The organism is Pseudothermotoga sp. U03pept (assembly GCF_051235805.1).
GTDB lineage: Bacteria > Thermotogota > Thermotogae > Thermotogales > DSM-5069 > Pseudothermotoga_B.
In genome coordinates, this window is sequence record NZ_JBPNXV010000001.1 from 1,885,627 (window position 1) to 1,910,110 (window position 24,484).

General features: G+C 43.5%; 24 protein-coding genes. 14 read left to right on the forward strand and 10 right to left on the reverse strand.

Features of this window, described 5'->3' with window-relative positions; genetic code table 11:
- The first annotated feature begins 5 nt into the window (after window positions 1-5).
- From panC to ACSFC1_RS09295, 11 genes are all read left to right on the forward strand, one after another.
- Window positions 6-851, forward strand: a complete 846-nt coding sequence (gene panC / locus ACSFC1_RS09245) for a pantoate--beta-alanine ligase (protein ID WP_435565812.1) — start codon at window positions 6-8, stop codon at window positions 849-851.
- A gap of 1 nt (window position 852) precedes the next feature.
- Window positions 853-1,359: a DUF5317 domain-containing protein gene (locus ACSFC1_RS09250; RefSeq protein WP_435565813.1), complete on the forward strand. Its 507-nt coding sequence runs from the start codon at window positions 853-855 to the stop codon at window positions 1,357-1,359.
- A 144-nt stretch (window positions 1,360-1,503) separates the two neighbouring features.
- Window positions 1,504-2,550, forward strand: a complete 1,047-nt coding sequence (locus ACSFC1_RS09255; protein ID WP_435565814.1) for a sugar ABC transporter substrate-binding protein — start codon at window positions 1,504-1,506, stop codon at window positions 2,548-2,550.
- Window positions 2,551-2,593: 43 nt separating this feature from the next.
- Window positions 2,594-4,090 carry a sugar ABC transporter ATP-binding protein gene (locus tag ACSFC1_RS09260; RefSeq protein WP_435565815.1) on the forward strand — a complete coding sequence of 499 codons (1,497 nt, stop codon included), beginning with the start codon at window positions 2,594-2,596 and terminating at the stop codon, window positions 4,088-4,090.
- Complete coding sequence (locus tag ACSFC1_RS09265) at window positions 4,087-5,109, forward strand: ABC transporter permease (protein ID WP_435565816.1); 1,023 nt, start codon at window positions 4,087-4,089, stop codon at window positions 5,107-5,109. The genes ACSFC1_RS09260 and ACSFC1_RS09265 overlap by 4 nt, the downstream gene beginning before the upstream one ends.
- A gap of 19 nt (window positions 5,110-5,128) precedes the next feature.
- Window positions 5,129-6,328, forward strand: coding sequence for an S-methyl-5-thioribose kinase (gene mtnK, locus ACSFC1_RS09270; protein WP_435565817.1), 1,200 nt, complete (start codon window positions 5,129-5,131; stop codon window positions 6,326-6,328).
- 14 nt (window positions 6,329-6,342) lie between these two features.
- The gene (gene mtnA / locus ACSFC1_RS09275; RefSeq protein WP_435565818.1) at window positions 6,343-7,380 is read left to right on the forward strand and encodes an S-methyl-5-thioribose-1-phosphate isomerase; all 1,038 of its coding nucleotides are present in this window, start codon (window positions 6,343-6,345) and stop codon (window positions 7,378-7,380) included.
- A gap of 17 nt (window positions 7,381-7,397) precedes the next feature.
- The gene (locus tag ACSFC1_RS09280; RefSeq protein WP_435565819.1) at window positions 7,398-8,309 is read left to right on the forward strand and encodes a transketolase; all 912 of its coding nucleotides are present in this window, start codon (window positions 7,398-7,400) and stop codon (window positions 8,307-8,309) included.
- On the forward strand, window positions 8,306-9,307 hold the full coding sequence (locus ACSFC1_RS09285) for a transketolase family protein (RefSeq protein WP_435565820.1): 1,002 nt from the start codon (window positions 8,306-8,308) through the stop codon (window positions 9,305-9,307). The genes ACSFC1_RS09280 and ACSFC1_RS09285 overlap by 4 nt, the downstream gene beginning before the upstream one ends.
- Before the next feature lie 17 nt (window positions 9,308-9,324).
- Window positions 9,325-10,473, forward strand: coding sequence for a RuBisCO large subunit C-terminal-like domain-containing protein (locus ACSFC1_RS09290; protein ID WP_435565821.1), 1,149 nt, complete (start codon window positions 9,325-9,327; stop codon window positions 10,471-10,473).
- A gap of 37 nt (window positions 10,474-10,510) precedes the next feature.
- Window positions 10,511-11,428, forward strand: a complete 918-nt coding sequence (locus tag ACSFC1_RS09295) for a sugar-binding transcriptional regulator (protein WP_435565822.1) — start codon at window positions 10,511-10,513, stop codon at window positions 11,426-11,428.
- Between the two features lie 36 nt (window positions 11,429-11,464).
- Here the strand turns inward: ACSFC1_RS09295 and ACSFC1_RS09300 are convergent, their stop codons facing one another.
- From ACSFC1_RS09300 to nagZ, 6 genes are read right to left on the reverse strand one after another with little or no spacing between them, the layout of a single operon-like run.
- Complete coding sequence (locus tag ACSFC1_RS09300; RefSeq protein WP_435565823.1) at window positions 11,465-12,292, reverse strand: ABC transporter permease; 828 nt, start codon at window positions 12,290-12,292, stop codon at window positions 11,465-11,467.
- A gap of 9 nt (window positions 12,293-12,301) precedes the next feature.
- Entirely contained in the window at window positions 12,302-13,255 is a 954-nt protein-coding gene (locus ACSFC1_RS09305; protein ID WP_435565824.1) for an ABC transporter permease, read from the reverse strand.
- A complete protein-coding gene (locus ACSFC1_RS09310; RefSeq protein WP_435565825.1) occupies window positions 13,252-14,751 on the reverse strand; it encodes an ABC transporter substrate-binding protein in 1,500 nt (499 codons plus the stop codon). The genes ACSFC1_RS09305 and ACSFC1_RS09310 overlap by 4 nt, the downstream gene beginning before the upstream one ends.
- 23 nt (window positions 14,752-14,774) lie before the next feature.
- Window positions 14,775-15,524: a GntR family transcriptional regulator gene (locus tag ACSFC1_RS09315; protein WP_435565826.1), complete on the reverse strand. Its 750-nt coding sequence runs from the start codon at window positions 15,522-15,524 to the stop codon at window positions 14,775-14,777.
- Between the two features lie 24 nt (window positions 15,525-15,548).
- Complete coding sequence (murQ, locus tag ACSFC1_RS09320) at window positions 15,549-16,466, reverse strand: N-acetylmuramic acid 6-phosphate etherase (protein WP_435565827.1); 918 nt, start codon at window positions 16,464-16,466, stop codon at window positions 15,549-15,551.
- The gene (gene nagZ, locus ACSFC1_RS09325; protein WP_435565828.1) at window positions 16,463-17,971 is read right to left on the reverse strand and encodes a beta-N-acetylhexosaminidase; all 1,509 of its coding nucleotides are present in this window, start codon (window positions 17,969-17,971) and stop codon (window positions 16,463-16,465) included. The genes murQ and nagZ overlap by 4 nt, the downstream gene beginning before the upstream one ends.
- Before the next feature lie 106 nt (window positions 17,972-18,077).
- Between nagZ and ACSFC1_RS09330 the strand changes: the two genes are divergently transcribed.
- From ACSFC1_RS09330 to ACSFC1_RS09340, 3 genes are read left to right on the forward strand one after another with little or no spacing between them, the layout of a single operon-like run.
- Window positions 18,078-18,878 (forward strand): electron transfer flavoprotein subunit beta/FixA family protein, encoded by an 801-nt coding sequence (locus ACSFC1_RS09330; protein ID WP_435565829.1) that lies wholly within the window; start codon window positions 18,078-18,080, stop codon window positions 18,876-18,878.
- Window positions 18,875-19,825 carry an electron transfer flavoprotein subunit alpha/FixB family protein gene (locus ACSFC1_RS09335; RefSeq protein WP_435565830.1) on the forward strand — a complete coding sequence of 317 codons (951 nt, stop codon included), beginning with the start codon at window positions 18,875-18,877 and terminating at the stop codon, window positions 19,823-19,825. The genes ACSFC1_RS09330 and ACSFC1_RS09335 overlap by 4 nt, the downstream gene beginning before the upstream one ends.
- Entirely contained in the window at window positions 19,818-21,212 is a 1,395-nt protein-coding gene (locus tag ACSFC1_RS09340; RefSeq protein ID WP_435565831.1) for an FAD-binding oxidoreductase, read from the forward strand. The genes ACSFC1_RS09335 and ACSFC1_RS09340 overlap by 8 nt, the downstream gene beginning before the upstream one ends.
- Here ACSFC1_RS09340 and ACSFC1_RS09345 read toward each other — a convergent pair whose 3' ends face one another.
- The 4 genes from ACSFC1_RS09345 to ACSFC1_RS09360 form a co-directional block, all read right to left on the reverse strand.
- The gene (locus ACSFC1_RS09345; protein WP_435565832.1) at window positions 21,213-22,058 is read right to left on the reverse strand and encodes a DMT family transporter; all 846 of its coding nucleotides are present in this window, start codon (window positions 22,056-22,058) and stop codon (window positions 21,213-21,215) included.
- A gap of 150 nt (window positions 22,059-22,208) precedes the next feature.
- A complete protein-coding gene (phoU, locus tag ACSFC1_RS09350) occupies window positions 22,209-22,919 on the reverse strand; it encodes a phosphate signaling complex protein PhoU (protein WP_435565833.1) in 711 nt (236 codons plus the stop codon).
- A gap of 10 nt (window positions 22,920-22,929) precedes the next feature.
- Window positions 22,930-23,685: a phosphate ABC transporter ATP-binding protein PstB gene (gene pstB, locus ACSFC1_RS09355; RefSeq protein WP_435565834.1), complete on the reverse strand. Its 756-nt coding sequence runs from the start codon at window positions 23,683-23,685 to the stop codon at window positions 22,930-22,932.
- Window positions 23,678-24,481, reverse strand: a complete 804-nt coding sequence (locus tag ACSFC1_RS09360; RefSeq protein ID WP_435565835.1) for a PstA family ABC transporter permease — start codon at window positions 24,479-24,481, stop codon at window positions 23,678-23,680. The genes pstB and ACSFC1_RS09360 overlap by 8 nt, the downstream gene beginning before the upstream one ends.
- Window positions 24,482-24,484 lie beyond the last annotated feature (3 nt).

Sequence of the window (24,484 nt, forward strand, 5' to 3'; positions counted from 1 at the left end):
TAATAATGCAAGTCATCAAGACTGTGTCAGAGATGAAAAACCTTGCAGAAGAACTGAGAAAGGAAAAGAGCATAGGTTTTGTACCAACGATGGGTTATCTTCACCAAGGGCATCTCTCACTCGTAAAACGGTCGAAAAGTGAAAACGATGTGACCGTGGTGAGTATCTTTGTCAACCCGACACAGTTTGGTCCAAATGAAGATTACACAAGCTATCCAAGAGATTTGAAGAGAGATCTGTCAATGCTCGAAAAAGAAAATGTAGATTTTGTTTTCGCACCAGAAGTAGAAGAGATGTACCCAAAGGATTACTCGACATATATCAATGAAGAAAGACTTTCCAGGTATCTTTGCGGTAAATCCCGACCTGGGCATTTCAGGGGTGTCTGCACCGTTGTTGCGAAACTTTTCAACATCGTCAAACCTCACCGAGCATACTTTGGTCAAAAAGATGCTCAGCAGTTTCGTGTTATAAGGAGAATGGTCAGAGATCTGAACATCGATGTAGAGGTTGTAGAATGTCCCATCGTAAGAGAGCCTGACGGACTTGCAATGAGTTCAAGAAACGTCTATCTTTCATTTGAAGAGAGAGCTCAGGCAGTTGCGTTGAGCAAGTCTTTGAAATTGGCAGAGAATCTCTATAACTCGGGCGAAAGAAGTGCTTCAAGAATCACCGAAAAGATCACCGAGTATCTCTCATCTTTCGAGAAATTGAAGATCGATTATGTGGAGGTAGTAGACGAAGAGACCTTAGAACCGATAGAAAAAATCCAGAGAAAGGCTATTGTGGCACTCGCTGTCTGGGTTGGCAAAGCCCGATTGATAGACAACACAATCTTGGGAGAAAGTTGATTTGATCTTAGATGTATTTGTAGTCGCTGTTGTGCTCTCTGTTATCTTCAAAAAGAGAATCTATCACCTTCATCAGGTTCACGTGAAAATGCTCTATCTGTTTCCCATACCATTTGTCATTCAGCTGCTTCCATTCGCTCACCGCGGAGTCTTGATGGCAATTTCCTACGGAATACTCTTCTTGATTGTGTTACTCAACACGCATCTCAGGGGTTTCAAGCTGATAGCAGTTGGTTCTTTGATGAACGCCTCTGTGATACTGTTGAACAGCGGTAGAATGCCTGTTTATGAGCCGTTTGCAAGGTCATTGGGTTTAGATTTGACGATCAAACACACCTTTGTTGACTCGTTCAGCTTAAAACTCTTGTTCGGAGACTGGATCCCAGTCATATTGCCGTGGGGCAGGAGGTTCTTGATAAGCCCTGGGGACATCTTTGTGTATTTGGGTGTCTTCTTGTTTCTGTTAACAATAGATGATAGGGGAAAAATCACCGGAGAATCATCTTAAAAGTACGATCTTTACTGAATTTTTCGCCCTTACCTGACGGTTGAATTGCCTTGTTTTCTTCTCAAGTGGTCGTGGTATACTGAAATTGCACAAAAGTGCAATAATGCACAAATGTGCAAGATACTTTCCCGGAGGTGATTTGGTATGAGAAACTTGAAGTTCTTGGTTTTTGCAATGGCATTACTGTTAACGCTCTCGGTTTTCGCACAAGCTCAGCTTCCTAAGAAATTTGAGAACCCCAAGAACGTGCGTATAGCTTTGGTCAGAGAGGTCGGAGAGGGTAGTTTCTTTGAGCGCTATCTCGCAGGTGCACAGTCTATGGCAAGAGAACTCGGTATAACACTGCTCGAAGCGACGGCACACGGAGATATGGCGAGAATGGTTACCATGGTCGAAAATTTCATAGCCCAGAGAGTCGATGCGATCATAATCGACCACGGAAGACCAGACCCACTGATGCCCAAGATTAAAGAAGCTTTGGACAAAGGAATCAAAGTAGTGACCTTTGACTTAGTTGTCGATGACGATAGAGTTCCTGAAATCGAACAAGATGATTTGCTGATAGGCTATCTCATCAGCAAGCAATTGGCAGTTGACTTTGCAGGGAAAGCAAATGTCATCTACGTGAATGTTGGTGGATTCGCCCCACTGGACAAAAGAGACAGAATGTGGCAGATAATCAAGTGGCGTTTCCCTGGCGTCAAAGAACTCGCCAAGATAGGTGCCGTAACAGGCTCGACGGCAGCAGATACTCAAACAAGAATGGAAGCAGCTATGAAGGAGAAACCAGAAGCCAATGCTGTACTCGCGATGTGGGATGAGTTCGCTAAAGGTGCAGTGAGAGCGATCATGCAAGCTGGCAAGAGCAGCCAGTTTAAGGTGTACTCAGTAGATGTTACGACTGAGGACATACAGATGATGATCCAGAAAGATAGTCCATGGGTCGCAACGGTCGGAACCGATTCATACGCAGTCGGTCGACTTGCAGTGAGAGCTGCAGCAGCACTCGTGGGTGGTGAAAAATTACCTAAGTACCTGTTGGTAGAGCCACAATTGATCACACGAGAATTTCTTATAAACAACAATATCACCAACATGGATGAACTCGTCAAGGCACTTCCAGGCTTGGGCGAGAGCAATTTGGTTTGGCCAGATTGGATAAAGGCTTTGGTAGAGAAAAACAAGAAATAGGAAGGGGGAAATAGGCAGGGCGTAATGCCCTGCCTTCAACCTTATGGCTGTACTCAGGGGAGAGAATATAGGCAAAGAATTTCCCGGTGTAGTGGCTCTCAGCAATGTGGATATACAGATTGAATCAGGTAAAGTACACGCACTTGTTGGAGCAAATGGTGCTGGAAAAAGCACACTCGTTAAGATTTTGACTGGATACTACGATAACTACAACGGTACAATCACAATAGACGGCAAAGAAGTTGTTTTGAGAACACCATCAGATGCCCTGCTCAACGGAATAGAAGTAGTTCACCAAGAAGTTGACACACAGTTGGTTCCAACTCTTACGGTGGCTGAAAACCTCTATCTTGAAAACTTCGCCACAAATAAGAACGGCGTAATGGTTTTCACGAGTCATCTGAAGAGGGACGCTGAGAAAGATCTGAAAGATATTGGCTTTCCTCTGCCGGTTTCTGAAAAGGTAGAGAATCTGTCTTTACACGAGAAACAACAACTGGTGATAGCGAGAGCTTTACTCCACAAGGTCAAATTTCTGATCTTAGATGAACCTACTTCCTCTTTGAGTTTGCTCGAGGCAGAAAAACTCTTCGATCTTGTCAGAAAATTGAAGATGCGAGATGTGGGAATCCTTTACATAAGTCAAAGACTTGACGAGATACAGTTAGTGGCAGATGAAGTTACGGTCCTCAGAAATGGCAAAAAGGCTGCACACTTTGATCGCATACCATCTCTTTCGGCGATAATTGAAGCCATGCTCGATACCCCTCAAGGCGATCTTTTTCCAAAGAGAGAGCAAAAGGATTTTGAAGAAGAGATCTTGAGGGTTGAAAACCTCACTTACAAAAACAAAGTGAACAACGTCAGCTTTGGCGTCAGAAAAGGTGAGATATTGGCGATAACAGGCTTGACGGGAGCAGGAAAAACAGAAATCCTGAAGATGATCTTTGGTGCTTTGCCAACCAGTCATGGAAAGATCTTCTTGGATGGAAAGCCCGTGAGAATAAAAAGTCCTGTTGATGCCATCGAGAATGGTATCTATCTCGTACCTGAAGAAAGAAGAAAAGAGGGCTTGATTCTCGACAAGCCTGCAAGAGAGAATATAAGCATACCTTTTTTGAGAAATTTCTGTGGATTCTTAGGTAGGGTACTCAAGAAAAATGAATCTTATCATGCCAAAACTTTGGCTGAAAAAGTACGTTTAGTACCGTTTGACGTAGAACGACAGGCACAGTATTTCTCTGGGGGAAACCAACAGAAGATAGTAGTGAGCAGATGGCTTGGAGGAAAGCCAAAAATACTCCTGCTTGATGAGCCAACCCAGGGAGTAGATGTCGGAGCAAAAAGAGAGATTTATCAGCTCATAATGCAAATTGCAAAAGAGTCTGCTGTAATCCTTGCAACCAGCGAGATCAACGAAGCTGCCGGAATAGCCGATAGAATACTCGTTATAAGGGATGGAAGAATCGTTTTGGAGTTGAACTCTGAAAACGCTGATACGAAAGTGATAATGAGTTATGCAGCGGGGGTGAAACCGTGAAGAACAGTTTTACAGAGCGAATGACGAATTTCTTACTCAAGTATGGTGTGATAACTGCTCTGGTTATACTGGTAGTCTTTTTTTCGTTGAGTACGAGGGCGTTTTTCAGTTTGGATAACTTTTTTGATATCCTCAGAGCCGTTTCGATCTTAACTATTGTGGCTATAGGTGTAACCTTCTCAGTCGTTGTGAACGGCATGGATGTCTCTGTAGGTGCTGTAACAGGTCTTGCGGTGATCTTTTCTACAGCAATGATGGTAATTTGGCAGATACCTTGGTACTTGGCAGTCATGGGTTCGCTGTTAATCGGTGTAGGCATTGGCTTGCTCAATTCCTTTCTGATTTTGAGATTACGAATACCAGATTTGCTTGCCACACTCGGAACACTGTACTTGGTCCAAGGTCTGCAGATGTGGATTACAAAAGGCGATGCTGTCTACAGAGGTATGACAAACCCGTGGAGCCCTTTGCGTGAGGTCACAAAGGGATTCATACCGAAGGAGTTTTTAACTATAGGGCAAGGTTTTGTACTCAGAACTGAAAGTTTTCGAGGTATACCAGTACCGGTCATCATAATGCTGTGTGTGGTCTTTTCAACATGGTTTCTGCTCGAGTTTACGAGATTTGGCAGAGCCTTTTATGCCGTAGGTGGAAATATCGAAGCAGCCAGATTGGCTGGCATACCAGTGAGAAAGTACAGAACAGCGGCTTATGTCATCAGTGCTTCACTCGCAACGCTCGGTGGTCTTGTCTTGGCTTCTCGCATTGGGTCAGGAGCTGTCAAAGCGGGAGATCCATATCTTCTGGATGCAGTCGCATCGACTTACTTTGGTTTTGCCGTGCTCGGTGTAAGAAGACCAAATGTTTGGGGAACCTTCTTGGGTGCGGTCTTCGTGGGGATCATGCTGAACGGTCTAACCATGCTCAATACACCCTGGTATATACAAGATTTCATCAAAGGATTGGTGTTGGTATCGGCTTTGGGAATCAGTTTTGCGATACGTAAAGAATCACGTTAACATGAGGAGGTATCGAAAAATGGAGCCACTGAATGAGAAAAGTGTTTTGGAATATGTAGAAAGAACCAACCTGCGAGAAACAGTTTTGGGGCGAGGGAACTTATCACCTGAACTGATTTCCGAAGGCAACGTCAATTTGATATTCCGCATTCGAAACTCCGACAATGGAAATTCCGTTATATTAAAACAGGCTCTGCCGTATGCTTGGCGTTATCCAGATTTCAAAATGCCAGTTGATAGACAAAGAATAGAATACGAAACTCTCAAAATAGAATCGCAGTACGTACCAGAACAGGTACCAAAGATCTACTTTTACGATGACAAGACACATGTCTTGGTCATAGAGGACCTCAAAGAGCTGAAAGTGATGCGTGAAGCTCTAATAGAAGGTAAAGTCTTTCCAATGGTTGCAAAACACATAGGAATCTTCATGGCAAGGACATTGTTCTACACTTCTGATCTTCATCTTTCTTCGGGAAAAAAGAAAGAAATGGTGATCAACTTTACAAACCCCGTTCTGTGCAAAGTTCAAGAAGACCTGGTTTTCACACAACCCTATATAGATCACCCCAACAACAAATGGAGTAAGCCACTCGGTGATATAGTGAGACAAATTCACCAGGATGACAGAATCAGGGGTGAAATATTCTACTTCAAAGAACTCTACATGACCAAAGCACAGGCACTGATTCACAACGATCTACACACTGGATCAGTTATGCTTGATGAAACAAGAACCAAGGTGATCGATCCAGAGTTCGCCTTCTATGGTCCCATGGCGCATGATATAGGAACGTATTTCGCAAACTTGGTGATCGCTTATGCGGCTCAGGAGGCTCATAGAACAGAATCAACAAGACACTCATACAGACAGTGGATACTCAGCTCTTTCGATGAAACTTGGAAGGTCTTTCAGCAGGAATTTGAAAGAATATGGGAAAGTGACTCAAATGGTGAATGGCCCTCTGAGAGTTATAAAAAAGATTACATGCGGAGATTATTGAAAGAATCGGCTGGATTCGGTGCTGCTGAGATATTCAGAAGAACCATAGGAATGGCACACGTTCACGATTTCTGGACAATAGCGGATGAAAACAGCAGAGCGAAGGCAGAGAGTATAGCTCTGGATGTCGCTATTAAATGGATCTACTCGTGGAAGGAATTCGAGAAGATTGAGGATTTATCGCAGATCGTCAACCAATCAAAACCACTCATCTGAAAGGGGGAAATAATTTGAGTACATTCAGATCCATAGAATGGAAAGGCGACAGATTGGTACTCTTGGATCAAAGAAATCTACCTGAACAGACAGCCTACCTCGAGCTGAAAACAGCTGAAGAGGTTGCCAAGGCAATAAGTCAGATGATCGTTAGAGGAGCTCCGGCAATTGGAGTAGCCGCAGCCTACGGAATAGTTCTCTGTGCTCGGAAACTCTCCAAGGATGATAATCCACTTGAAAGACTTAGAGAAGCCGACGAGATTCTTCGTTCTTCAAGGCCCACAGCCGTGAACCTCTTTTGGGCTTTGGACAGAATGAAGAGAATTTGGGATCAATTCAACGGTTCTTTGGAGGAGTTGAAGATTCTTTTGGAAAAAGAGGCGATCAAAATTGAAAATGAAGATGTGGAAATGAACAAACAGATCGCCAAGAACGGTGCACAGTTGGTCCCATTCGGTGCAAAGATTATTCATCACTGCAATACGGGGTCATTAGCGACTGTTGACTATGGTACCGCACTTGGTGTTATACGTTATGCACATGAAATCGGTAAGAAAATACACGTTTTTCTGGACGAAACAAGGCCCAGACTACAGGGTGCTCGATTATCTGCTTGGGAACTCAAAGAACTCGGCATTCCTCACACGATAATCGTCGACGGGGCAAGTGGTCTGGTCATGAAGAAATTCAAAGTTGACCTGGTTCTTGTTGGCGCAGACAGAATAGCGGCAAATGGCGATACTGCAAACAAGATTGGAACCTATAACCTCGCTATAGTTGCCAAATATCACAATGTGCCTTTCTATGTCGTTGCACCAACCAGTACGATCGATCTCAAAACACCTACAGGTGAAGATATTCCGATAGAGGAGAGAAGTGCCGACGAAGTACGCCGCGTAGGTAGTACTTTGGTTGCACCACAAGAAAGCTCGGTTTTCAACCCAGCTTTCGACGTAACTCCTGCACAGTTGATCAGCGGTATCATCACGGAAAAGGGAATCGTTTATCCACCTTTTGAGGAGAATCTCAGTAAACTCTTTGAGTCAACGTAGCTTCGGAGGTGAAGCAAATGGATATCGACAGTGTGAAAAGAATAGCGAATGGAATAAGGCGGAGAGTACTTGAGTTCACGATAAGAAACGGAGGGGGCTATTTATCACAAGCTTGCTCGAGCGCAGAGATCTTTGCCACCCTTTACACTGAATTAATGAACATCGGACCATCATTAGCCCCAAAGATCCCACCCGCTTTCTGTGGAGTACCTTCAAAGAACAACAAGAGCTACTTTTCTGGATATCTCTATAATGGTCCAAAAGAACCTCATCTTGATAGATTTTTCCTGAGCCCTGTGCACTATGCACTAGTGTTGTACGCAACCCTTGTTGAAACGGGACGCATGGATGCCGAAGGACTGGAAATGTTCAACAGAGATGGTAGTACCGTCGAAATGATCGGTGCTGATCATTCCCCTGGTCATGAGCTGATGTCTGGTTCCCTTGGACAGACCTTGTCACAAGTTTTGGGAATTGCGATGGCGAGAAAAAGAAAAGGTGAGACTGGTAAGAACTGGGTTGTGATGTCCGATGGCGAATTCATGATAGGACAAACTTGGGAAGCCGTCGAGACGTTGTCTTTTTACAAAATCGATACGGTGAAGGTGATCATAGACGCAAACGGTCAATCGGCAGATGGGAAGATCGGTACTGTGAATCAAATAGAACCACTGAAGCAAAGATTAGAGTCCTTTGGAGCAGTCGCTGTTGAGATAAACGGTCATGATATACAACAACTCATCAACGCGGCAAACACTCCACACGAAGGAAAACCCCTCTTCATCATTGCTCGAACCAATCCCTGCCAAGAAATCGAAGTATTGAACAAAAGGGCACCTAAGCTTCATTTTGTAAGAATAAACAACGAAGAAGAAAAGAGTGAACTTCAGCGCTTTCTTCGAGAGAAGTTTGGGGGTGTGAATCTATGAGATTAGAAGCAAGAGTTCACGAAAAGAATCTCGTGAAATGGGCGGCAGATAAACCAGAAGTGGTCGTCTTTTCAGCAGACTTAACCAATTCAACAGAGATAGGGTTGTTCAAAGAGACATATCCCGATAGATTTTACTCCTTTGGGATGACCGAACAGAACATGATGAGCGCAGCAGGTGGTATGGCAAGAGAAGGATTCACTCCTTTTGTACACACTTTTGCGGTTTTTATGTACAGAAGAGCCTTAGACCAAATAGAAATGAGCATAGCGTACCCAAATTTGAAGGTGAGAATATTCGGGTTCCTTCCCGGTATAACCACACCAGGAGGTGCCTCCCACCAAGCGATAAACGATATTGGAATTCTGAGAACCGTCCCGAATATGACCATACTCGAGACCGGCGATGCAACTGAAGTCGAGAGTGTTTTGGACGTGGCGCAATCAGTCGATGGACCTGTTTATATTCGACAGCTGAGGGGACAGATACCAAGACTGTTCAAAGAACCAATGAAGCTTGGCAAGAGCAGAGTCTTGAGCAAAGGAGACGATCTTGTTCTACTGACAAGTGGCATCATGACTGAAGAAGCGCTGAAGGTTATACCAGTACTGAAGAAAAAGGGTGTTTCGATAGAACATCTGCACATCTCAACACACAAGCCCTTTACCGATGAAAATATACTCAACGCGATTGAAAAGGCAAAGTATGGTGTCATCACGATGGAAAATCACACCGTTATTGGGGGACTTGGCAGTTCAGTTTCAGAGCTCATGAGCGAGCGAGGCTTGGGTAAGCGACTTGTGAGAATAGGTTTGAAGGATACCTATGCGCATGGCGGCAGTAAAGAGTATCTGATGAAATATTACGAAATCGATGCGATGAGTTTGGTAAAAACTATCGAAGACCTCATAGGGCAGAAATTGAATATCACAGAGCAAGATCTCATTGAACCACAGATCGACGAAATCGAGCAGTTGGTAAAGTCAGAAGATTTGTGATACGGTAGGTGAACTAAATGATAAAGTACGAAACCAAGTACCATTTCAGTCATGAACGATTCAGAGTTGTGTATCAGATAGCACAAAGTATTGATAGAGCCAAGGAGATTGCCGAGGCAATCTGCGTTGAACAGACTATAGAGTTTCCTGTAGAACTCACCGGAGAGTCAATCAGAAAAAACGTCTTAGGGAAGATTGAAGAAATCTCTGAAAGTCAAGACTCTACGGTCGTTACAATAAGTTATCCCGTCGAAGTTGTAGGAGAGGAATCGAGTCAGTTTTTCAACGTAATAATGGGAAACTGTAGTTTGTTCCCAGATTTGAAAATAGTTGATCTGCAACTTTCGATATCTGTGGAGAAAATCTTCCCAGGACCACGATATGGCATTACAGGATTGAGAAAACTTTTGTCTGTACACGATAGACCATTGCTTGCAACGGCTATTAAACCGATGAGTCTTTCGGCTGATGAACTCGCCGAAATGGCGTATCGAATAGCGCTTGGGGGCATAGATATCATAAAAGACGACCATGGCCTTGCTGATCAATCTTTTTCCAAATTCGAAGAAAGAGTTGTGAAGGTGACAAAGGCAGTTCACAGAGCAAACAGAGAGACAGGCTTTCACACGATCTATGCTCCAAATATAACGACCAGTGAAAAGATTATGTTAGCACGAGCAGAGTTTGTCGAGAAGATCGGAAGCGGAGCTTTACTTGTGGCACCTGCTCTCTGTGGTTTCAGCAGTCTTGCATCGCTGAGACAAGCTGTTGAACTCCCCATCCTGAGTCACCCGGCATTCATGGGTGGATATCTATCTGTTATGGACTTCGGTATACTCTTTGGGAGTGTACAGCGCATGTTGGGATCAGATGTGGTGATATTCCCGAACTATGGTGGACGTTTTACCTTTTCGCAAGAAGATTGCCGCAAAATAGACCAAGGACTGAAAAAACCTTTTGGTCGTTTTGAAAAGGCTTTCCCGTCACCCGCCGGAGGGATGAATGTTAGCCTCGCTGGTGATATGATTTCTTTTTATGGGCAAGATGTAGTACTTCTGATAGGAGGCGCTCTGCACAAGATGAGTTCAGATCTCACAGAAAACGTTAAAGCTTTCAGAAAACAGATTGAAAAGATCTGTCAATCTCCATGTTCGCAAAAAGAATAAACTATGATTGAGTGATCTCTGAAGGAGAGAATCTTCGATGCTCGGTTTTCAAAATTATGAAGATTTACTGACCATAGTCGCTTGGATGTATTACATGGACGAATACACACAACAAGAAATAGCTGAGGAACTTGGTATAACAAGAACAAAGGTGAGCAGGTTACTCTCTGCAGCCAAAGAGCGCGGAATAGTACAGATTCGAATAGCGCAATCTCTTCCTGAGTATTATGTTGTTGAAAAAGAACTGAAGAGGCGCTTTAAATTGAAAATAGCCGTCGTGGCGCCAGAGGACAGAGATCTACTTGGGCTCTTCGGCGCTGAATCTTTGTTGAGGTTCATAAGTGAACACAAACCTTCAAAGGTTGGACTTGGATGGAGCACAACTGTTAGTTCCATGGCTCCATATTTGAACAAAAAAAGCATGCAAGTTTCTCACAAATGTTGTGTCTACGATCTGACAGGTAGTTTCGTGGGTCAAAGAAACCCATACAGTATAAGTTGGATGTTAGCTGAAGCAGTCTGTGCTCAATACGTTCCTTTGGCAGTGCCTGTACTTGTCGAAAATCCTTCGATAAAACAAGAACCTTCTATAAAAAAAGCCCTAAAAGAGGCTTCCGAGGTCGATATAGCCTTCGTTGGCATGGGATGTATGGGTCAAGAAAGTACGCTTTTGAAGACAAAATTGGTTTCTGAAGAAATGTTGAGAGAGCTTGAAAAGCAAAACTGTGTTGGAGAAGTTTTGATGAGATTTTTCGACGAACAAGGAAGACCTGTTCAAACCCCTCTTGATGACAGAATAGTCTCCATAGACTGGAACGCCATTCAGAGGATACCGATATTCGTGGTCATGGCTGCTGGCAGAGAAAAAGTATTACCACTCAAAGCCGCGTTGAAAGGTGGGTGGGTTTCAGGGTTAATAACAAGTCTTTCCACGGCGAAGAGTCTGCTCGATTGATCTTGAATTCAACAAGACATATATGATGAACTGCGATCATCTGTTCTTCGGATCCAAAACATCTCTCAATCCATCACCGAGGATATTGAGAGTGAGTACGACAACGGCTATAACAAGGCCGGGAAAGAGAGCTATCCACGGCGCACTCATCAAGAAAGCTGTACCCTGTCCTACAAGCCCACCAAGCGTCGGTTCTGGTGGAGGAACGCTTAAACCTAAGAATCCCAGAGAAGCTTCCGTCAAAAACGCAGTAGAAAGATTTGTTGTAAAGGTGACTATCATCACAGACGAAAGATTGAGTAGCACATCGCTGAGCATAATCTTCAAACTACTTTTCCCAATGACCTTTGACGCTTTTACAAAAAGACTTTCTCTCACCGAAAGAGCTGCACCGCGTACAGTCCTCGCAAAGATGGGGACATAGACCACGCCTATAGCGATTATCAAATTGAGCAAGCTTGAGCCAAAAAGTGCCACGATGAACAACGCCAATATCAAAGAAGGAAAAGCAAAAAAACCGTCACAGATTCTCATGATGATCAAATCCCAAAGCCCACCGTAATAACCTGCGATTAGTCCAAGAATCGTTCCAATACTTGAAGCCAGTAGAATTGAACTGAAGGCTATTATGACGCTCTTCTGAAGTCCATAAAGGCACCTTGAAAATATATCTCTACCAAACTGATCGGTACCAAAGATGTGTTTTAAAGACGGTCCTTCAAGAAATGCATCGTAATCCATCGAATAAGGATTGAGAGGGGTAAATCTGCTCGGAAAGACTGCTACAACAACGATTAGTGTTATCAAAACGATCGATATGATATTCAGAGGTCTTCTGAGGAATTTCTTCAAAGTTCTGTTCATAAAAAAACCTCACTTCAGTTCGACACGAGGATCGATCAGCGTGTAGATGAAGTCAACCAGAATATTCAATATCACTATTAAAATCGCTATGAACATCACTACAAATTGAATTACCGGGTAATCCCTTTCGTTGACTGCCTGCAAAAGAAGTCTTCCAAGACCTGGCAAGGCAAACATGTTCTCTATGACAACTGTTCCCGCTAAGAGATAACCAAGTTGAATTCCCGAAAGTGTCACAATTGGTATCAGTGCATTCTTGAGTGCGTGTTTTCCTATCAGTTTCGAGTAGCTCACGCCTTTTGCCTTTGCAGTTCTTATGTACTCTTGTTGCAGTACATCGAGCATCGACGATCTTGCCATTCTCATGATCTGTGCTGCCAACATGAGCCCAAGGGTTAGAGCTGGTAGAAACATAACCTGAAGGTTTCTCAGAAAATCTTCACCGATGTGCACGTAACCAAAGATATTGAAACCTTTGAAAGTACCGGAAAAGATCACAATCAAAATCGCCCCCACCCAAAAGGATGGGGACGAAAGTCCTATCAAACCAACGATTCTCACTAAGCCATCGATAAAGGAGTTCTTCTTGATAGCTGCAACGATACCTAAAGGTATTCCGATCGCACTCGCAAAAACCATCGACAGAATAGACAGTTCAAGTGTTACAGGGAATCGATCGAAGATCAAATCTATCACTTTCTTGCCAGTCCTCAAAGATGTACCAAAGTCTAAAGCAAACAGATTCTTCAACCACACACCGAACTGAACTATCAATGGCTTGTCCAAGCCGTACTGTTTGTAAAGCTGATTTATCTGCTCTTGCGTTAGGTAGTTTTGGGTTCCAAGCATCATATCAACGACATCGCCTGGAACCAGGTGTATTGCTATGAATACTACAAAAACTACGAAGAACACAGTCGGCACCGACGTGATAACACGTCTCAGGAGATAGCTAAAACTCATTTTTTGTACGTCTCCCTCAGAAAGACAAGACTTTCGTTCGGAAGTAGTTTGAAACCATCGATAGAAGTATTGCTCACAAAGATTTGATTAGCACTGTACAGGAAAATGATAGGAGATTCTTTGACCAATATTCTTTGAAGTTCGTCGTATACTTCCTTTCTCTTCATGACATCAACGGTGCTTCTACCCAATTCAAGAAGTTCGTCCACTCGCGGGTTAGAATACAAGAACACATTTGTCGAGCCACCTGTGTGGAAGGTTCTGTAGAATTGGATATCAGGTTCGATGGAACCGCTGTTCATAGAGATGAAGGCATCGAAATCGCTCTCACGCCACCTCTTTATGAATATGCCCCATTCAACTAAGTTGATCTTCACCTTAACTCCAATCTCTGCGAGCTGAGCCTGAATCACTTCTGCAACTTTATCGAAGTTGTATCTCTGGGAAGTCACTATTTCAAATTCAAAGCCATTTGGGTAACCCGCTTGTGCTAAGAGCTCCTTTGCCTTTGCGGGGTTGTACTTGTATTCTTCAAAGTCTTTTGGTTGAAGTGCCCAAGGTTGTACTGCCGGATTCAGTGGACCAGTGACAACTCCTTCAGAGAAAGCAACTACCTTTATGATGGCTTCTCTGTTAATGGCATAACTGAGAGCATTTCTGACCTTTGGATCATTCAATGGTTTTCTCGTGGTGTTGATGCCTATCAGATAATAACTGAGCACTGGTGATCTGTATACCTTGAATTTGCCTTCAGGAAACTGTTTCAAGTTAAGTGGCTCATTGACCTTTGCTATGTCCACATCGCCATTTCTCAGAGCCGCTACCCTGGAAACTTCCTCGGGCATAAAGACAATTTTGATTTCATCCAGATAAGGCTGATCTTTCACAAAATAGTAGGGGTTCTTTTTCAAAATCATGTAATTACCCTGCACGTACTCTGCCAAATAGAAGGGACCAGTTCCGTTGGTCTCAAGTTGCGGGTTTTTACCAGATTCGAGGAACTTCTTACTCACTATCGAGCTGTTCACACCAGCAAAGTTTGGCAGAAGCGCGCTCGCCATAGGTTTTTTCAATTTGAATTCGATCTTGTTACCACCAATTGCCTTGATGGACTCAACATCTTGATAATAAGCTGCAGCAGGGGACTTGGTGTCTGGATTCAATATCCTTTCAAAGGTGAAAAGAACGTCTTCAACGGTCAAGGGTGTTCCATCGTGGAATTTTACACCTTCTCTGATCTTGAAGACGATCGTGTAAGGATCTACTGCTTGAGCTTCCTCGGCGATGTTTGGTATCAATTTCATGTTCTCACCGTAACGAAGTAAACCGTCGTAGATATTCTCGAGCACCCTGTGAGATGCAAATGCCGTGACAAGATGTGGATCTAGTCCAACTGGTTCTGTCTCCATGGCGATGATCAATCTTCCGCCCGACTTCTGCGCAAAGAGCACTGCAACTAAGACCGTAGCCAAAAGAACCACCAAAAACTTTTTCACAAAAACACCCCCTTTAGGTTTTTTTACTTTTCAAAAACACCAGTCGTTTTGAGTTCAATCTTGAATCTGTATTTGTCTCCTCTGTAGATCGATCTGACGAACTCAACGCATTTGTTTTCTGACGTGTAAGTGTAACGCTTTCGAAGCAAAGCACAACTTCCAGCAGGAACGTTTAGATGTTTTGCATCTGGCCCTGAGATCTCTGTCACCTCAAGAACTTCATAGGCACGTATCAGAGGAAGCTTGAGCTCTGTTCTGAGAAAGTCATATAGCGATTCTTTGGACATGTCTTTTTTGAGAATGTTCAAAAGTTTTACATCCACTGCAGTGTTGAGATAAGCACTTTCGATTGCGACAGGATCTTCATTCATGTACCGGATACGTTTCAGCAGGATCACCATTGTACCCTGTTCAACACCAAAGACCTCGGCGAGCTCCAAAGGAACCTCAACCAATTTGTTCTCGAGCACAGCAGATTTGACGGAGAATCCTTCTTCCTTAGCCTTGTCTGTGAAGCCTTTGAGCACATTCATCTGTTCTTCTTCTTTTCTTCCAGTGATGAAAGTTCCCTTACCTTTGGCTCTGCTTATGAAACCTTCAGATCTGAGCTCTTCGAGAGCCCTTCTAACTGTTAGCCTGCTGACGTTGTAGATTTGCACCAACTCAGATTCTGGTGGTATACGATCCCCAGGTTTGTAAAAACCATCTACGATCTTTTGTTTCAAATTTCTATAAACACGATAGTAGAGCGGCACCGGGTACTCCTTATCCATCTCTATCCCCTCTTTCACTAAGGATCAAGATCCTTGAAAAGCATCTTCACCTACAGATCTTAACGCTTCTCTCAGATTTGGATATTTCTGCATTATCATCTGACACTCTTGAAGACTTTTGCCACTCATGATCATCAGAATAGCCAACTTCACATTGTAATTAGATTTTACCAAGTACTCTGATGCAACTTCTTTCTTGACTTTCGTGATCTGTGCAACTATGTTGCGTGCCCTTTCTTTCAGTTTTTCGTTCAACACCATCACATCAACCATGAGATTATCGAAGACCTTTCCCATCTTGACCATCACAGTGGTACTGATCATATTCAAGATCATCTTCTGCGCAGAACCAGCCTTCATTCTTGTACTCCCAGCCACAACCTCTGGACCTGTTTCTGCACTCACAACAACATCGGCAAGGGGGGCAAGAGATGGATTTTTCACGTTGCAGATCAGTGCAGTCTTGCACCCACACTTTCTTGCATATCTGAGGGCACCAGCAACGTACGGAGTTCTCCCACTGGCGGCAATACCAATGACGACATCGTTGTTTTGCGGATTGTATACCGAGAGATCTTTCATGGCGCCTTCTTCGTCATCTTCAACTCCTTCAACAGACTGGGCAAGTGCATTACTACCACCAGCTATGATGGGAATAAAGATACCACTTGCAAGACTGTAGGTCGGTACCAATTCAACTGCATCGATGAAAGCCACTCTTCCACTCGTACCTGCTCCCACATAAAAGACTCTTCCACCGCTTTTCAGAGCATCCAAACAAATCTGGACAACTTCGTTGATTTCTTCGAGAACTTCGCGTATCGCCAAGGTTACCACGGCATCTTCTTCGTTTATGATCTTGAGTATTTCGATCGTGTCTTTCGTGTCCAGGTCCTTTGATTTGAGGTTTGGCATCTCTGTTGGTAGATTCGACAAATTCATCTTCGCACCTCCACTGGTAACTTCCCAACTGGTTTTACCTCACCGAGCAATACTTTGAGTAATGCTTTCTGAGATACCATCTCATATCCATAAGAACATATTGAAGATGATTCTACAACAAAACAATCATATGGATTTCTCAAAGCAACAACCAAGAGTTTCTTGAAATTCTTTCTCGCCTTTTCAAGTGCCGATCTCTGCCAATCAGAGAGATGAGCATTTTCGGTGAAGAAAACACATCGATCTGCAGAAAGATCGAATTCTTTGTCTTTCTCAAGTACGAAAAATCTTGAACCAAATCGCTTAGAGAGTTTATCGGCAACCCACGGTATGTTAGGCTCTATCTCTTGTACCTGCACCAGTCTGCTGGTCTTCACAGTCACCACCCAATCATCTTTGGAGAGAAAAACAGGTATCATCTGATCGTTATCAGCAATAAGAGTTATAGACTTTTCTGCTATTGACTCCATGATCTTCTGGTCTTCTACAAGATCGAAATTCGGTTCGTCAGAAAACTCTTTCAGTGCAAATGTATCTTTGAACCTCTGCACCCTTTGTAATGACTCTGCGAGGCGATTTTCAAGTTCCTTGGATTCTTCCACAGCCTTCGTCAAAGTTTTGAAGGCAGAAAGTTGAGCCGCAGGTTCGTGACAGACAGTCAGTACATCCATACCCGCTTTAAATGATTCAATCACCGCTTCTTCGACGGACATTTTCTTGATAACGCCACCCATCAACAAATCATCGGCTATGGCTATGCCACTGTATTTCAACCTTTTTCTTAGAAGATCTGTCACTATCTCTCTGCTGACTGTGGCTGGCACTCTCTGGCTCTGCAACTTTGGCAAGTGTATGTGAGATGGCATAACAGATTCAATGCCCTCTTTCATCAACTCAACGAATGGAACCAGTTCCCATCTCTGCAGATCAGACAAATCTTTCTCAAGAGTAGGCATATCGATGTGTGCATCGACGTTCACACTACCCTTGCCTGGAAAATGTTTTGCGCAAGCAGCGACCTTCATTTCCTTCAGACCCGCGTAAAAGGCTTTGGAAAACCTCACAACCTTCTGTGGGGTGTCGCCAAAACTCCTAACGCCGATCCCTGGGTTGCTTGGATTGTCGTTTATATCGACAACTGGTGCGAGGTTCCAAGTTATACCCAAAGCCTTCATCTCTTGTGCGAGTATCTTCCCAGCAACGTATGCGTTGTTCTCGTCATCTGTGGCCGCAAGCGCCATGGCACCGCACGATACTGCAAAACCATCTCTGAGCCTTGTAACGATTCCACCTTCTTGATCTATGGCAAAAACAACAGGTTTTTTGACGATCTTTAGAACCCCTTTCAGAAAATCACGCACCTGTGAGGCAGACTCGATGTTCCTGGCAAACAGTATCACAAAGCCCGGTTTGATCTGTTCAAGAACTTTGATTGTGTCTGTGTCAAGCTCCTTGCCCGGAAGTCCTACCATGAAAAGATTGCTAACCATCTCTTCTAAACGCATTGCTCTCCTCCTCGTTGATAGATATTATATCAGATACTGTGGCAATATGTCTTTACATTATGGTCATTCATGGTATAAGATATGTACAGCTGAGAGGAGAGTGTTCATGAAGGTCTTGGTGCTGATCAAACAGGTTCCAGACACCGACAGAGTGAAGATAGACCCATTGACAGGCACGATGATCCGAGAGGGACTCGATGTTGTCATAAACCCCCTTGATCTACACGCACTCGAGTTGGCAATTCAGCTGAAAGAAACTCACAGAGCTCACATAACGGTTTTGAGCATGGGACCGATGAGTACAGAGATAGTCTTGCGTGATGCACTCGCACTTGGGGCTGACAGAGCTATTTTACTCTCTGATCCTTCTTTTGCTGGTTCAGACACCTGGGCAACCAGTTATACGCTGTGTAAAGCCATCGAAAAGTTGAAGATAGAATACGATCTCGTGCTCTGTGGTGAAAAAGCCACAGACGGAGAGACAGGTCAAGTTGGTGTTGAACTCGGTGTGCTTTTGAACATTCCCGTTTTGACATACGTTTCAAAGTTTTTATCCTCAGATGGCGAGTATATAGTTGTTCAACGAGCAACAGAAGACGCATACGAAACTTGGAAAGTCAAGCTTCCTGCTTTGATAGCCGTTTTGAGGAGTGTCAGCGAGCCAAGACTTCCAACGCTTTCAGGAAAGAAAGAGGCTTTGTCGAAAAGAATAGAAATCTACACTGCCAAAGATTTGGAAATACCGAGTGATCAAACAGGTCTCAAAGGTTCTCCAACAAGGGTTGTAAAGGTCTACAACACGAAACTTTCCAGAAATTGCAAAGTTTATGCCGGAAAAGAACTGAACGAAGGCATTAAAAAGGTTGTTGAAATTCTCAAGGAATACAAAGGAAGCGTGGTAAGATGATCGGTGTTATCAACGATCGATTGGACAAAAATGCCCTTGAACTTTTGAGCAAGGCAGACCAGATGGCTCAAAAGATCAACACTCAAGTTGCCCTTTTTTTGATCACAGATAGATCCCCGGAGGCAGATTTGGCATCTGACTATGCAGATATAACTGTTTTGTTGTTGTCGGAAATCTTTGAAAGATTCTCATTGTATCCGTTTTTGATAAATCTCGAAGCCGTCGTTCTCAAATACAAACCAAACATTCTTCTTGCTCCAGCGACCACCTTTGGCAGAACGATAATGCCTGCGCTCGCAGCAAGACTTAGAACGGGTCTAACTGCTGATTGTACAGATCTCGATGTTGATACAGATGGTAATCTTCTGCAAACAAGACCTGCGATCGGTGGGAATGTCATGGCAACGATCATTACACCGAATCATCGTCCACAGATGGCGACCGTTCGACCGAAATCTTTTTCGATCGAAGATCCAAAGAAGAAAGGAAAAATCATCTTTGAAGAGCCGATCTTCGTTCAAGACAACTGTGAACTCATCGGTATAGAAAAAAGAGAGACAACGGCGAAGATCGAGGAAGCACAAGTAGTAATATCGGTTGGAAAGGGCTTGAGACGAAAGGAGAACACACAGATAGCAGAAAGCTTGGCGAAGCTTTTGAACGGTGCCGTGGGAGCAACAAGAGCGGTTGTCGATGTGAAATGGTTTTCCCACGACCACCAAGTTGGCTTGAGCGGTAAGACTGTGAAACCAAAGGTGTACATCGCAGCGGGCATCTCTGGTGCCGTGCAACATATAGCAGGAATGCAGACTTCAGAGATTGTAATAGCCATCAACAAAGACAGATATGCACCTATTTTCAAAGTCGCAGACATTGGATTGGTGGCAGATGCGTACAGTACCCTCGAACAAATCGCAAAGCTGCTGGAGGATGAAGAAAATGAATGAGATCATAAAGAGGATAGAAAACATTGTGGGCTGTGAAAATGTAAAAGTCGATCGTGATGAGATTGAAAAGTATGCGAAAGATGAAACAAGTTCTGTGAAGGAGTCTTTGCCTCTCGCCGTTGTGTTCCCAACGAACACGGAACAAGTGAGTGAAATAATGAAATTGGCAAATCAGTATAGCATCCCTGTTACACCAAGGGGTGCAGGAACAGGTCTTTCAGGAGGCGCAATACCCAAAGAAAATGGCATAGTTCTTTCGCTTGAAAAGATGAATCATATTGTTGAACTGGATCTGGAAAACATGGCAGTCGTCGTCGAGCCTGGTGTGATAACAGACGAAATACAAAAACTTGCAGAAGAGAATGGTTTTTTCTATGCGGGAGATCCAGCGAGTAGTGAGAGTTCGTCGATAGGTGGTAATCTGGCAGAAAATGCTGGTGGCGTGAAAGTCTTGAAGTATGGACCAACTGGTTTTCATGTTTTGGGAATCGAAGTTGTACTTGCAACAGGTGAGATCGTCAACTTTGGTGGAAAGATGATGAAGAATGTCATGGGTTATGACATGGTAAGACTCTTTGTTGGCAGTGAGGGCACATTAGGGATTGTGACGAAGATCATACTCAGGTTGATACCAAAGCCGAAATATTCAGCTGTGCTACTAACGCCTTTCAAAGATATGCAGACCGCTGTGGCTTGTGTACCGAAGGTTCTATGTGAATCGGGAATATTGCCAACCTCTATCGAGCTGATGGATAGATATTCTGTCGAAATATCTTCAAAGTTCTTGAATGAGACGATACCACAGCAGGGAGCCGATTGTCATCTGATCTTTGAAATAGACAGCCTTGACAGAGAAAGTCTGACCAGAGCGTACATCTCTCTTGGTGAGAAGCTTCAGCAAATGGGTGCGTTAGAGGTTTACATCGCAGACAACAGACATCAAAAGATGAAGATCTGGAAGTTCAGAAAGGCAATAGCCGAGGGCATCATAGCCTTTAGACCGAAACACTGCATGGAAGATGTGAGCGTACCTATAAAAACCATACCAACTTTGATCAAAGCCAGCTACGAAATAGCCAAGAAAAATGGTGTGGAAGTACTCAACTTTGGGCACGTAGGCGATGGGAATGTCCATGTGACCTTTCTAAAACCCGATGGGATGAGCGATGAAGATTGGGAAAAATCGATGCATAGATCTCTAACAGAACTCTACCAAGTAACCGTTGATCTTGATGGCACTATGACAGGTGAACACGGTGTGGGCTTGAAGAGAAAAGATTTTCTACCCATCTTCATGAATAAGTCAGAGATCGAACTGATGAAAAAGATCAAAAAGGCATTCGATCCAAACAATATTCTCAACCCGGGTAAGATCTTCCCAGATTGATCAGAAACTCACCTTTTGTCTCTTCGCGATCAGGTTGGGTAAAGCATACCTCAAGGTCACAGAGGAAAGTATTATCGTTCCTCCTATGAACGCCCAAACACTCGGTTTTTCGCCGGTCGCCAAGAAAACCCAAACTGGATTGAGAATTGGCTCAACTACCGAGATCAGTATCGCTTCGAGAGCAGTAACGTGCTTTATGGCAATCGAATAAAATATGTAAGACAAGCCCAATTGGAAGACACCCAGCAGAATGAGTCCAACCCAACCGATTGGATCTGGACTACCTTTGAACATGAACGGCAAACCTATGAGCGCCGTCAATATGTTACCCATGATTGTCGATTCTATCGGTGAAGCATCTTTCTGCTTGCGTAGAAAGATGATGAGAAAAGCAAATGCAATACCGCTCAAAACACCCATCACGTTGCCAGCAAAACTCGACGGACCAAGTTTGTCCAAAAAGAAAAGAAAGATGCCAGATATCACAAGGACAATCGTTACCCAGTCGGCAGTCTTTGTTTTTTCTTTCAAAATGAGAGAACCAAAGATCGCAACATAGACTGGTGAACCATACTGTAAGAGGATTGCATTAGCTGCAGTTGTGTATTTGTTGGCTGAGACAAACAGCAAGACTGTGGCAGCATAAAACAATGCAGCCAGCAGTTGATCTGTCCTGAAGGTGAATTTTGGCTTTCTAACATAAGCCAAAATGACCAGGGCAGAGATAGCACTCCTTGTACCAGCGATCGCCAGTGGATGCCAATGAACCAATTTTATGAGTATGCCTGCAAGACTCCATAAGGTTGCTGCGAAAACCATGTAAGTAACTGCTTTGGATCTTTTCATTTATCCTTCTCCTTCAAAATCTTTACAATCACAAGCTTAGTACAATTTTGAGGCAATAATTTGACGAACAAATTGATGATTATTGAACAGAGAATTTAGAATGAAAAGACCCAAAGCCGAAAGATCATTCGAAGTTGAAGAACAGCTGACCTACTGACTTGTTTCAGTCTTGCCAAGGTCTTTCTCGGCTTTGAATAAGTCTTTGAGTTGTTTACCAGTTTCCATGAAGTAAAGTCTTTCAGAAACGTTTGTCAGATGGTCTGCGATCCTCTCAAGGTGTCTTATCAAGAAGGCTTCCTCCAGATAGACTCTCATCATCCTTGGATTACTCTCACGACAAGCAAGCTCTATGAGATTCTCGTGTCCTTCGTTGTGCAACCTGTCGACTTCGTCGTCTTTTTTCCACACCTTCACCGCAAGATTGAGATCTTTGTTTGTAACAGCCTCAACGGTCTGTTTGAGCATCACCAAAATGATCTTTGTCATTTCGTTGAGAGTCTTCCAGGAGTTGAAACTCTCTATTCCACGCTGAAGATGTCTGCTCAGCTGTGCTATGTTGACACATTCGTCAGCGATCCTTTCAAGATCTATCGAAAGACCAATCATAGCTACTACAAATCTCAAATCATCTGCCAGTGGTTGATATTTTGCAATTACATCGAAGGCAGTTGTCTGAATCGTCAAATCGAGTTGATCAAAGTAATCGTCTAATTCTTCAATCTCTCTGATGGCATATTCACTGGAAGATTGGATAGCAAAGAGCGTCTTTTCGAACAGACTGTCTACTCCGGTTAGAAATTCCATTAACTTCTCATTTAGGAATTCCATCTCTTTCTCGTAATGAATTGTCCTTCGCGTCATTTTCTCACCTTCAACCTATCTTTCCTGTCAAGAATTGTCTTGTCATTTCATGGTTCGGTGCCTTAACCACTTCAGAGGTTACACCATATTCTATCAAACGTCCTTGATACAAAAACATCACCTGGTCACTTATTCTTAAAGCTTGTCCCATGCTGTGAGTCACTATAACGACAGTGTACTGCTGTGCTATGGTTTCAAGCAATCTTTCTATGTTGGTTGTCGCAATCGGATCGAGCGCAGAGGTTGGTTCGTCAAGCAGTATCACCTCTGGTTCTATCGCAAGCGCCCTCGCTATGCACAGCCTCTGCTGTTGACCTCCCGAGAGTTGGACTGCCGGTTTCTTGAGTTTGTCTTTCACCTCATCCCATAAGAATGCCTTCCTCAGTGCTATCTCAACTCTTTCCTTGAGAATCTCTTTCTTCTTTATACCTCCTATCTTCAAACCGTATGCCACATTATCAAAGATCGACATTGGAAAGACATTCGGTCTTTGGAAGACCATCGTTACCTTTCTTCTGTACTGGTTGAGATCTTTCATTTTGTATATATCTTGACCTTCGAAGAATATACTTCCCTTCATCGAGAAGCTTTGAACGAGGTCGTTCAACCTGTTCAGACATCTCAAGAGCGTACTCTTTCCACAGCCAGACGGTCCCATGATAGCAGTTATACACTTTTGTTTTATCTTGGCATTTATCCTATCCAGCACCTTGTGATCTCCATAGTAAACCTGCAAATCTGTGATTTCAAAAACGACGTCATTCATCTTTGTTCCTCCTTAAGATCTGAACCACAGAATAGATGGCTATCATTATCAGCACCATGAGACTTGCCATTCCTTTTGCCATCCATTGAGCCTTTTCGCCAAGGTTCATAACTATCGCGTAGATACTCGTTGGCAAAGTCATAACAGGGTCTGTGATTTTACTCGGCAACTTTGTGGCATAGAAGACCGCACCAGTAACAAGTATTGGGGCAGTTTCACTGAAAGCTCTACCCAGTGTTAATATCACAGCTGTCAGTAATCCACTCTTCGAAGCCCTCAAGACCATGAGAGTCGACTGAATCTTGTTTGCTCCCAATGCGATTACGCCTTCTCTCAACTCTCTTGGTACAGCCCTGGTGAACTCAACTGCACTGTTCATGAAAAAAGGAATAGCCATTGTAGAAAGAGTCAACGAAGCTGAGATCAGAGATGTGCCGAAACCAAGTTTTACACAGAAGAAACTCAAACCGAACAAACCATAGACTATTGACGGTATGCTGTTCATCGTTGCAACAAGAGATTGAAGAAGAATCGAAAACCTTCTTGGTGCGAATTCACTGATGAATATCGTGCCAAAAAGTCCAACTGGTATCGTTATTAGAAAGACCACAATGATGAGCAATAAGGAACCTACCAGTGAAGGAAAGATACCTCCTTCGCTCATACCAGATCTTGGAAACTGTGTGAAAAAACCTGGTTTGAACAAATACCCGACACCAGAAAAAACTATCGTTACAATCACAATCACGAGTGCTACAAAGACCGTATAAGCTACGATTCTAAAGAACCACTTCACCGT

Bases quoted from the DNA above. Each gene is read 5' to 3' on its own strand.
- panC (WP_435565812.1), top strand. From the start codon at position 6: ATGCAAGTCATCAAGACTGTGTCAGAGATGAAAAACCTTGCAGAAGAA.
- ACSFC1_RS09255 (WP_435565814.1), top strand. From the start codon at position 1,504: ATGAGAAACTTGAAGTTCTTGGTTTTTGCAATGGCATTACTGTTAACG.
- ACSFC1_RS09260 (WP_435565815.1), top strand. From the start codon at position 2,594: ATGGCTGTACTCAGGGGAGAGAATATAGGCAAAGAATTTCCCGGTGTA.
- mtnK (WP_435565817.1), top strand. From the start codon at position 5,129: ATGGAGCCACTGAATGAGAAAAGTGTTTTGGAATATGTAGAAAGAACC.
- ACSFC1_RS09280 (WP_435565819.1), top strand. From the start codon at position 7,398: ATGGATATCGACAGTGTGAAAAGAATAGCGAATGGAATAAGGCGGAGA.
- ACSFC1_RS09285 (WP_435565820.1), top strand. From the start codon at position 8,306: ATGAGATTAGAAGCAAGAGTTCACGAAAAGAATCTCGTGAAATGGGCG.
- ACSFC1_RS09290 (WP_435565821.1), top strand. From the start codon at position 9,325: ATGATAAAGTACGAAACCAAGTACCATTTCAGTCATGAACGATTCAGA.
- ACSFC1_RS09295 (WP_435565822.1), top strand. From the start codon at position 10,511: ATGCTCGGTTTTCAAAATTATGAAGATTTACTGACCATAGTCGCTTGG.
- ACSFC1_RS09300 (WP_435565823.1), bottom strand. From the start codon at position 12,292: ATGAACAGAACTTTGAAGAAATTCCTCAGAAGACCTCTGAATATCATA.
- ACSFC1_RS09305 (WP_435565824.1), bottom strand. From the start codon at position 13,255: ATGAGTTTTAGCTATCTCCTGAGACGTGTTATCACGTCGGTGCCGACT.
- ACSFC1_RS09315 (WP_435565826.1), bottom strand. From the start codon at position 15,524: ATGGATAAGGAGTACCCGGTGCCGCTCTACTATCGTGTTTATAGAAAT.
- murQ (WP_435565827.1), bottom strand. From the start codon at position 16,466: ATGAATTTGTCGAATCTACCAACAGAGATGCCAAACCTCAAATCAAAG.
- nagZ (WP_435565828.1), bottom strand. From the start codon at position 17,971: ATGCGTTTAGAAGAGATGGTTAGCAATCTTTTCATGGTAGGACTTCCG.
- ACSFC1_RS09330 (WP_435565829.1), top strand. From the start codon at position 18,078: ATGAAGGTCTTGGTGCTGATCAAACAGGTTCCAGACACCGACAGAGTG.
- ACSFC1_RS09335 (WP_435565830.1), top strand. From the start codon at position 18,875: ATGATCGGTGTTATCAACGATCGATTGGACAAAAATGCCCTTGAACTT.
- ACSFC1_RS09340 (WP_435565831.1), top strand. From the start codon at position 19,818: ATGAATGAGATCATAAAGAGGATAGAAAACATTGTGGGCTGTGAAAAT.
- ACSFC1_RS09345 (WP_435565832.1), bottom strand. From the start codon at position 22,058: ATGAAAAGATCCAAAGCAGTTACTTACATGGTTTTCGCAGCAACCTTA.
- phoU (WP_435565833.1), bottom strand. From the start codon at position 22,919: ATGACGCGAAGGACAATTCATTACGAGAAAGAGATGGAATTCCTAAAT.
- pstB (WP_435565834.1), bottom strand. From the start codon at position 23,685: ATGAATGACGTCGTTTTTGAAATCACAGATTTGCAGGTTTACTATGGA.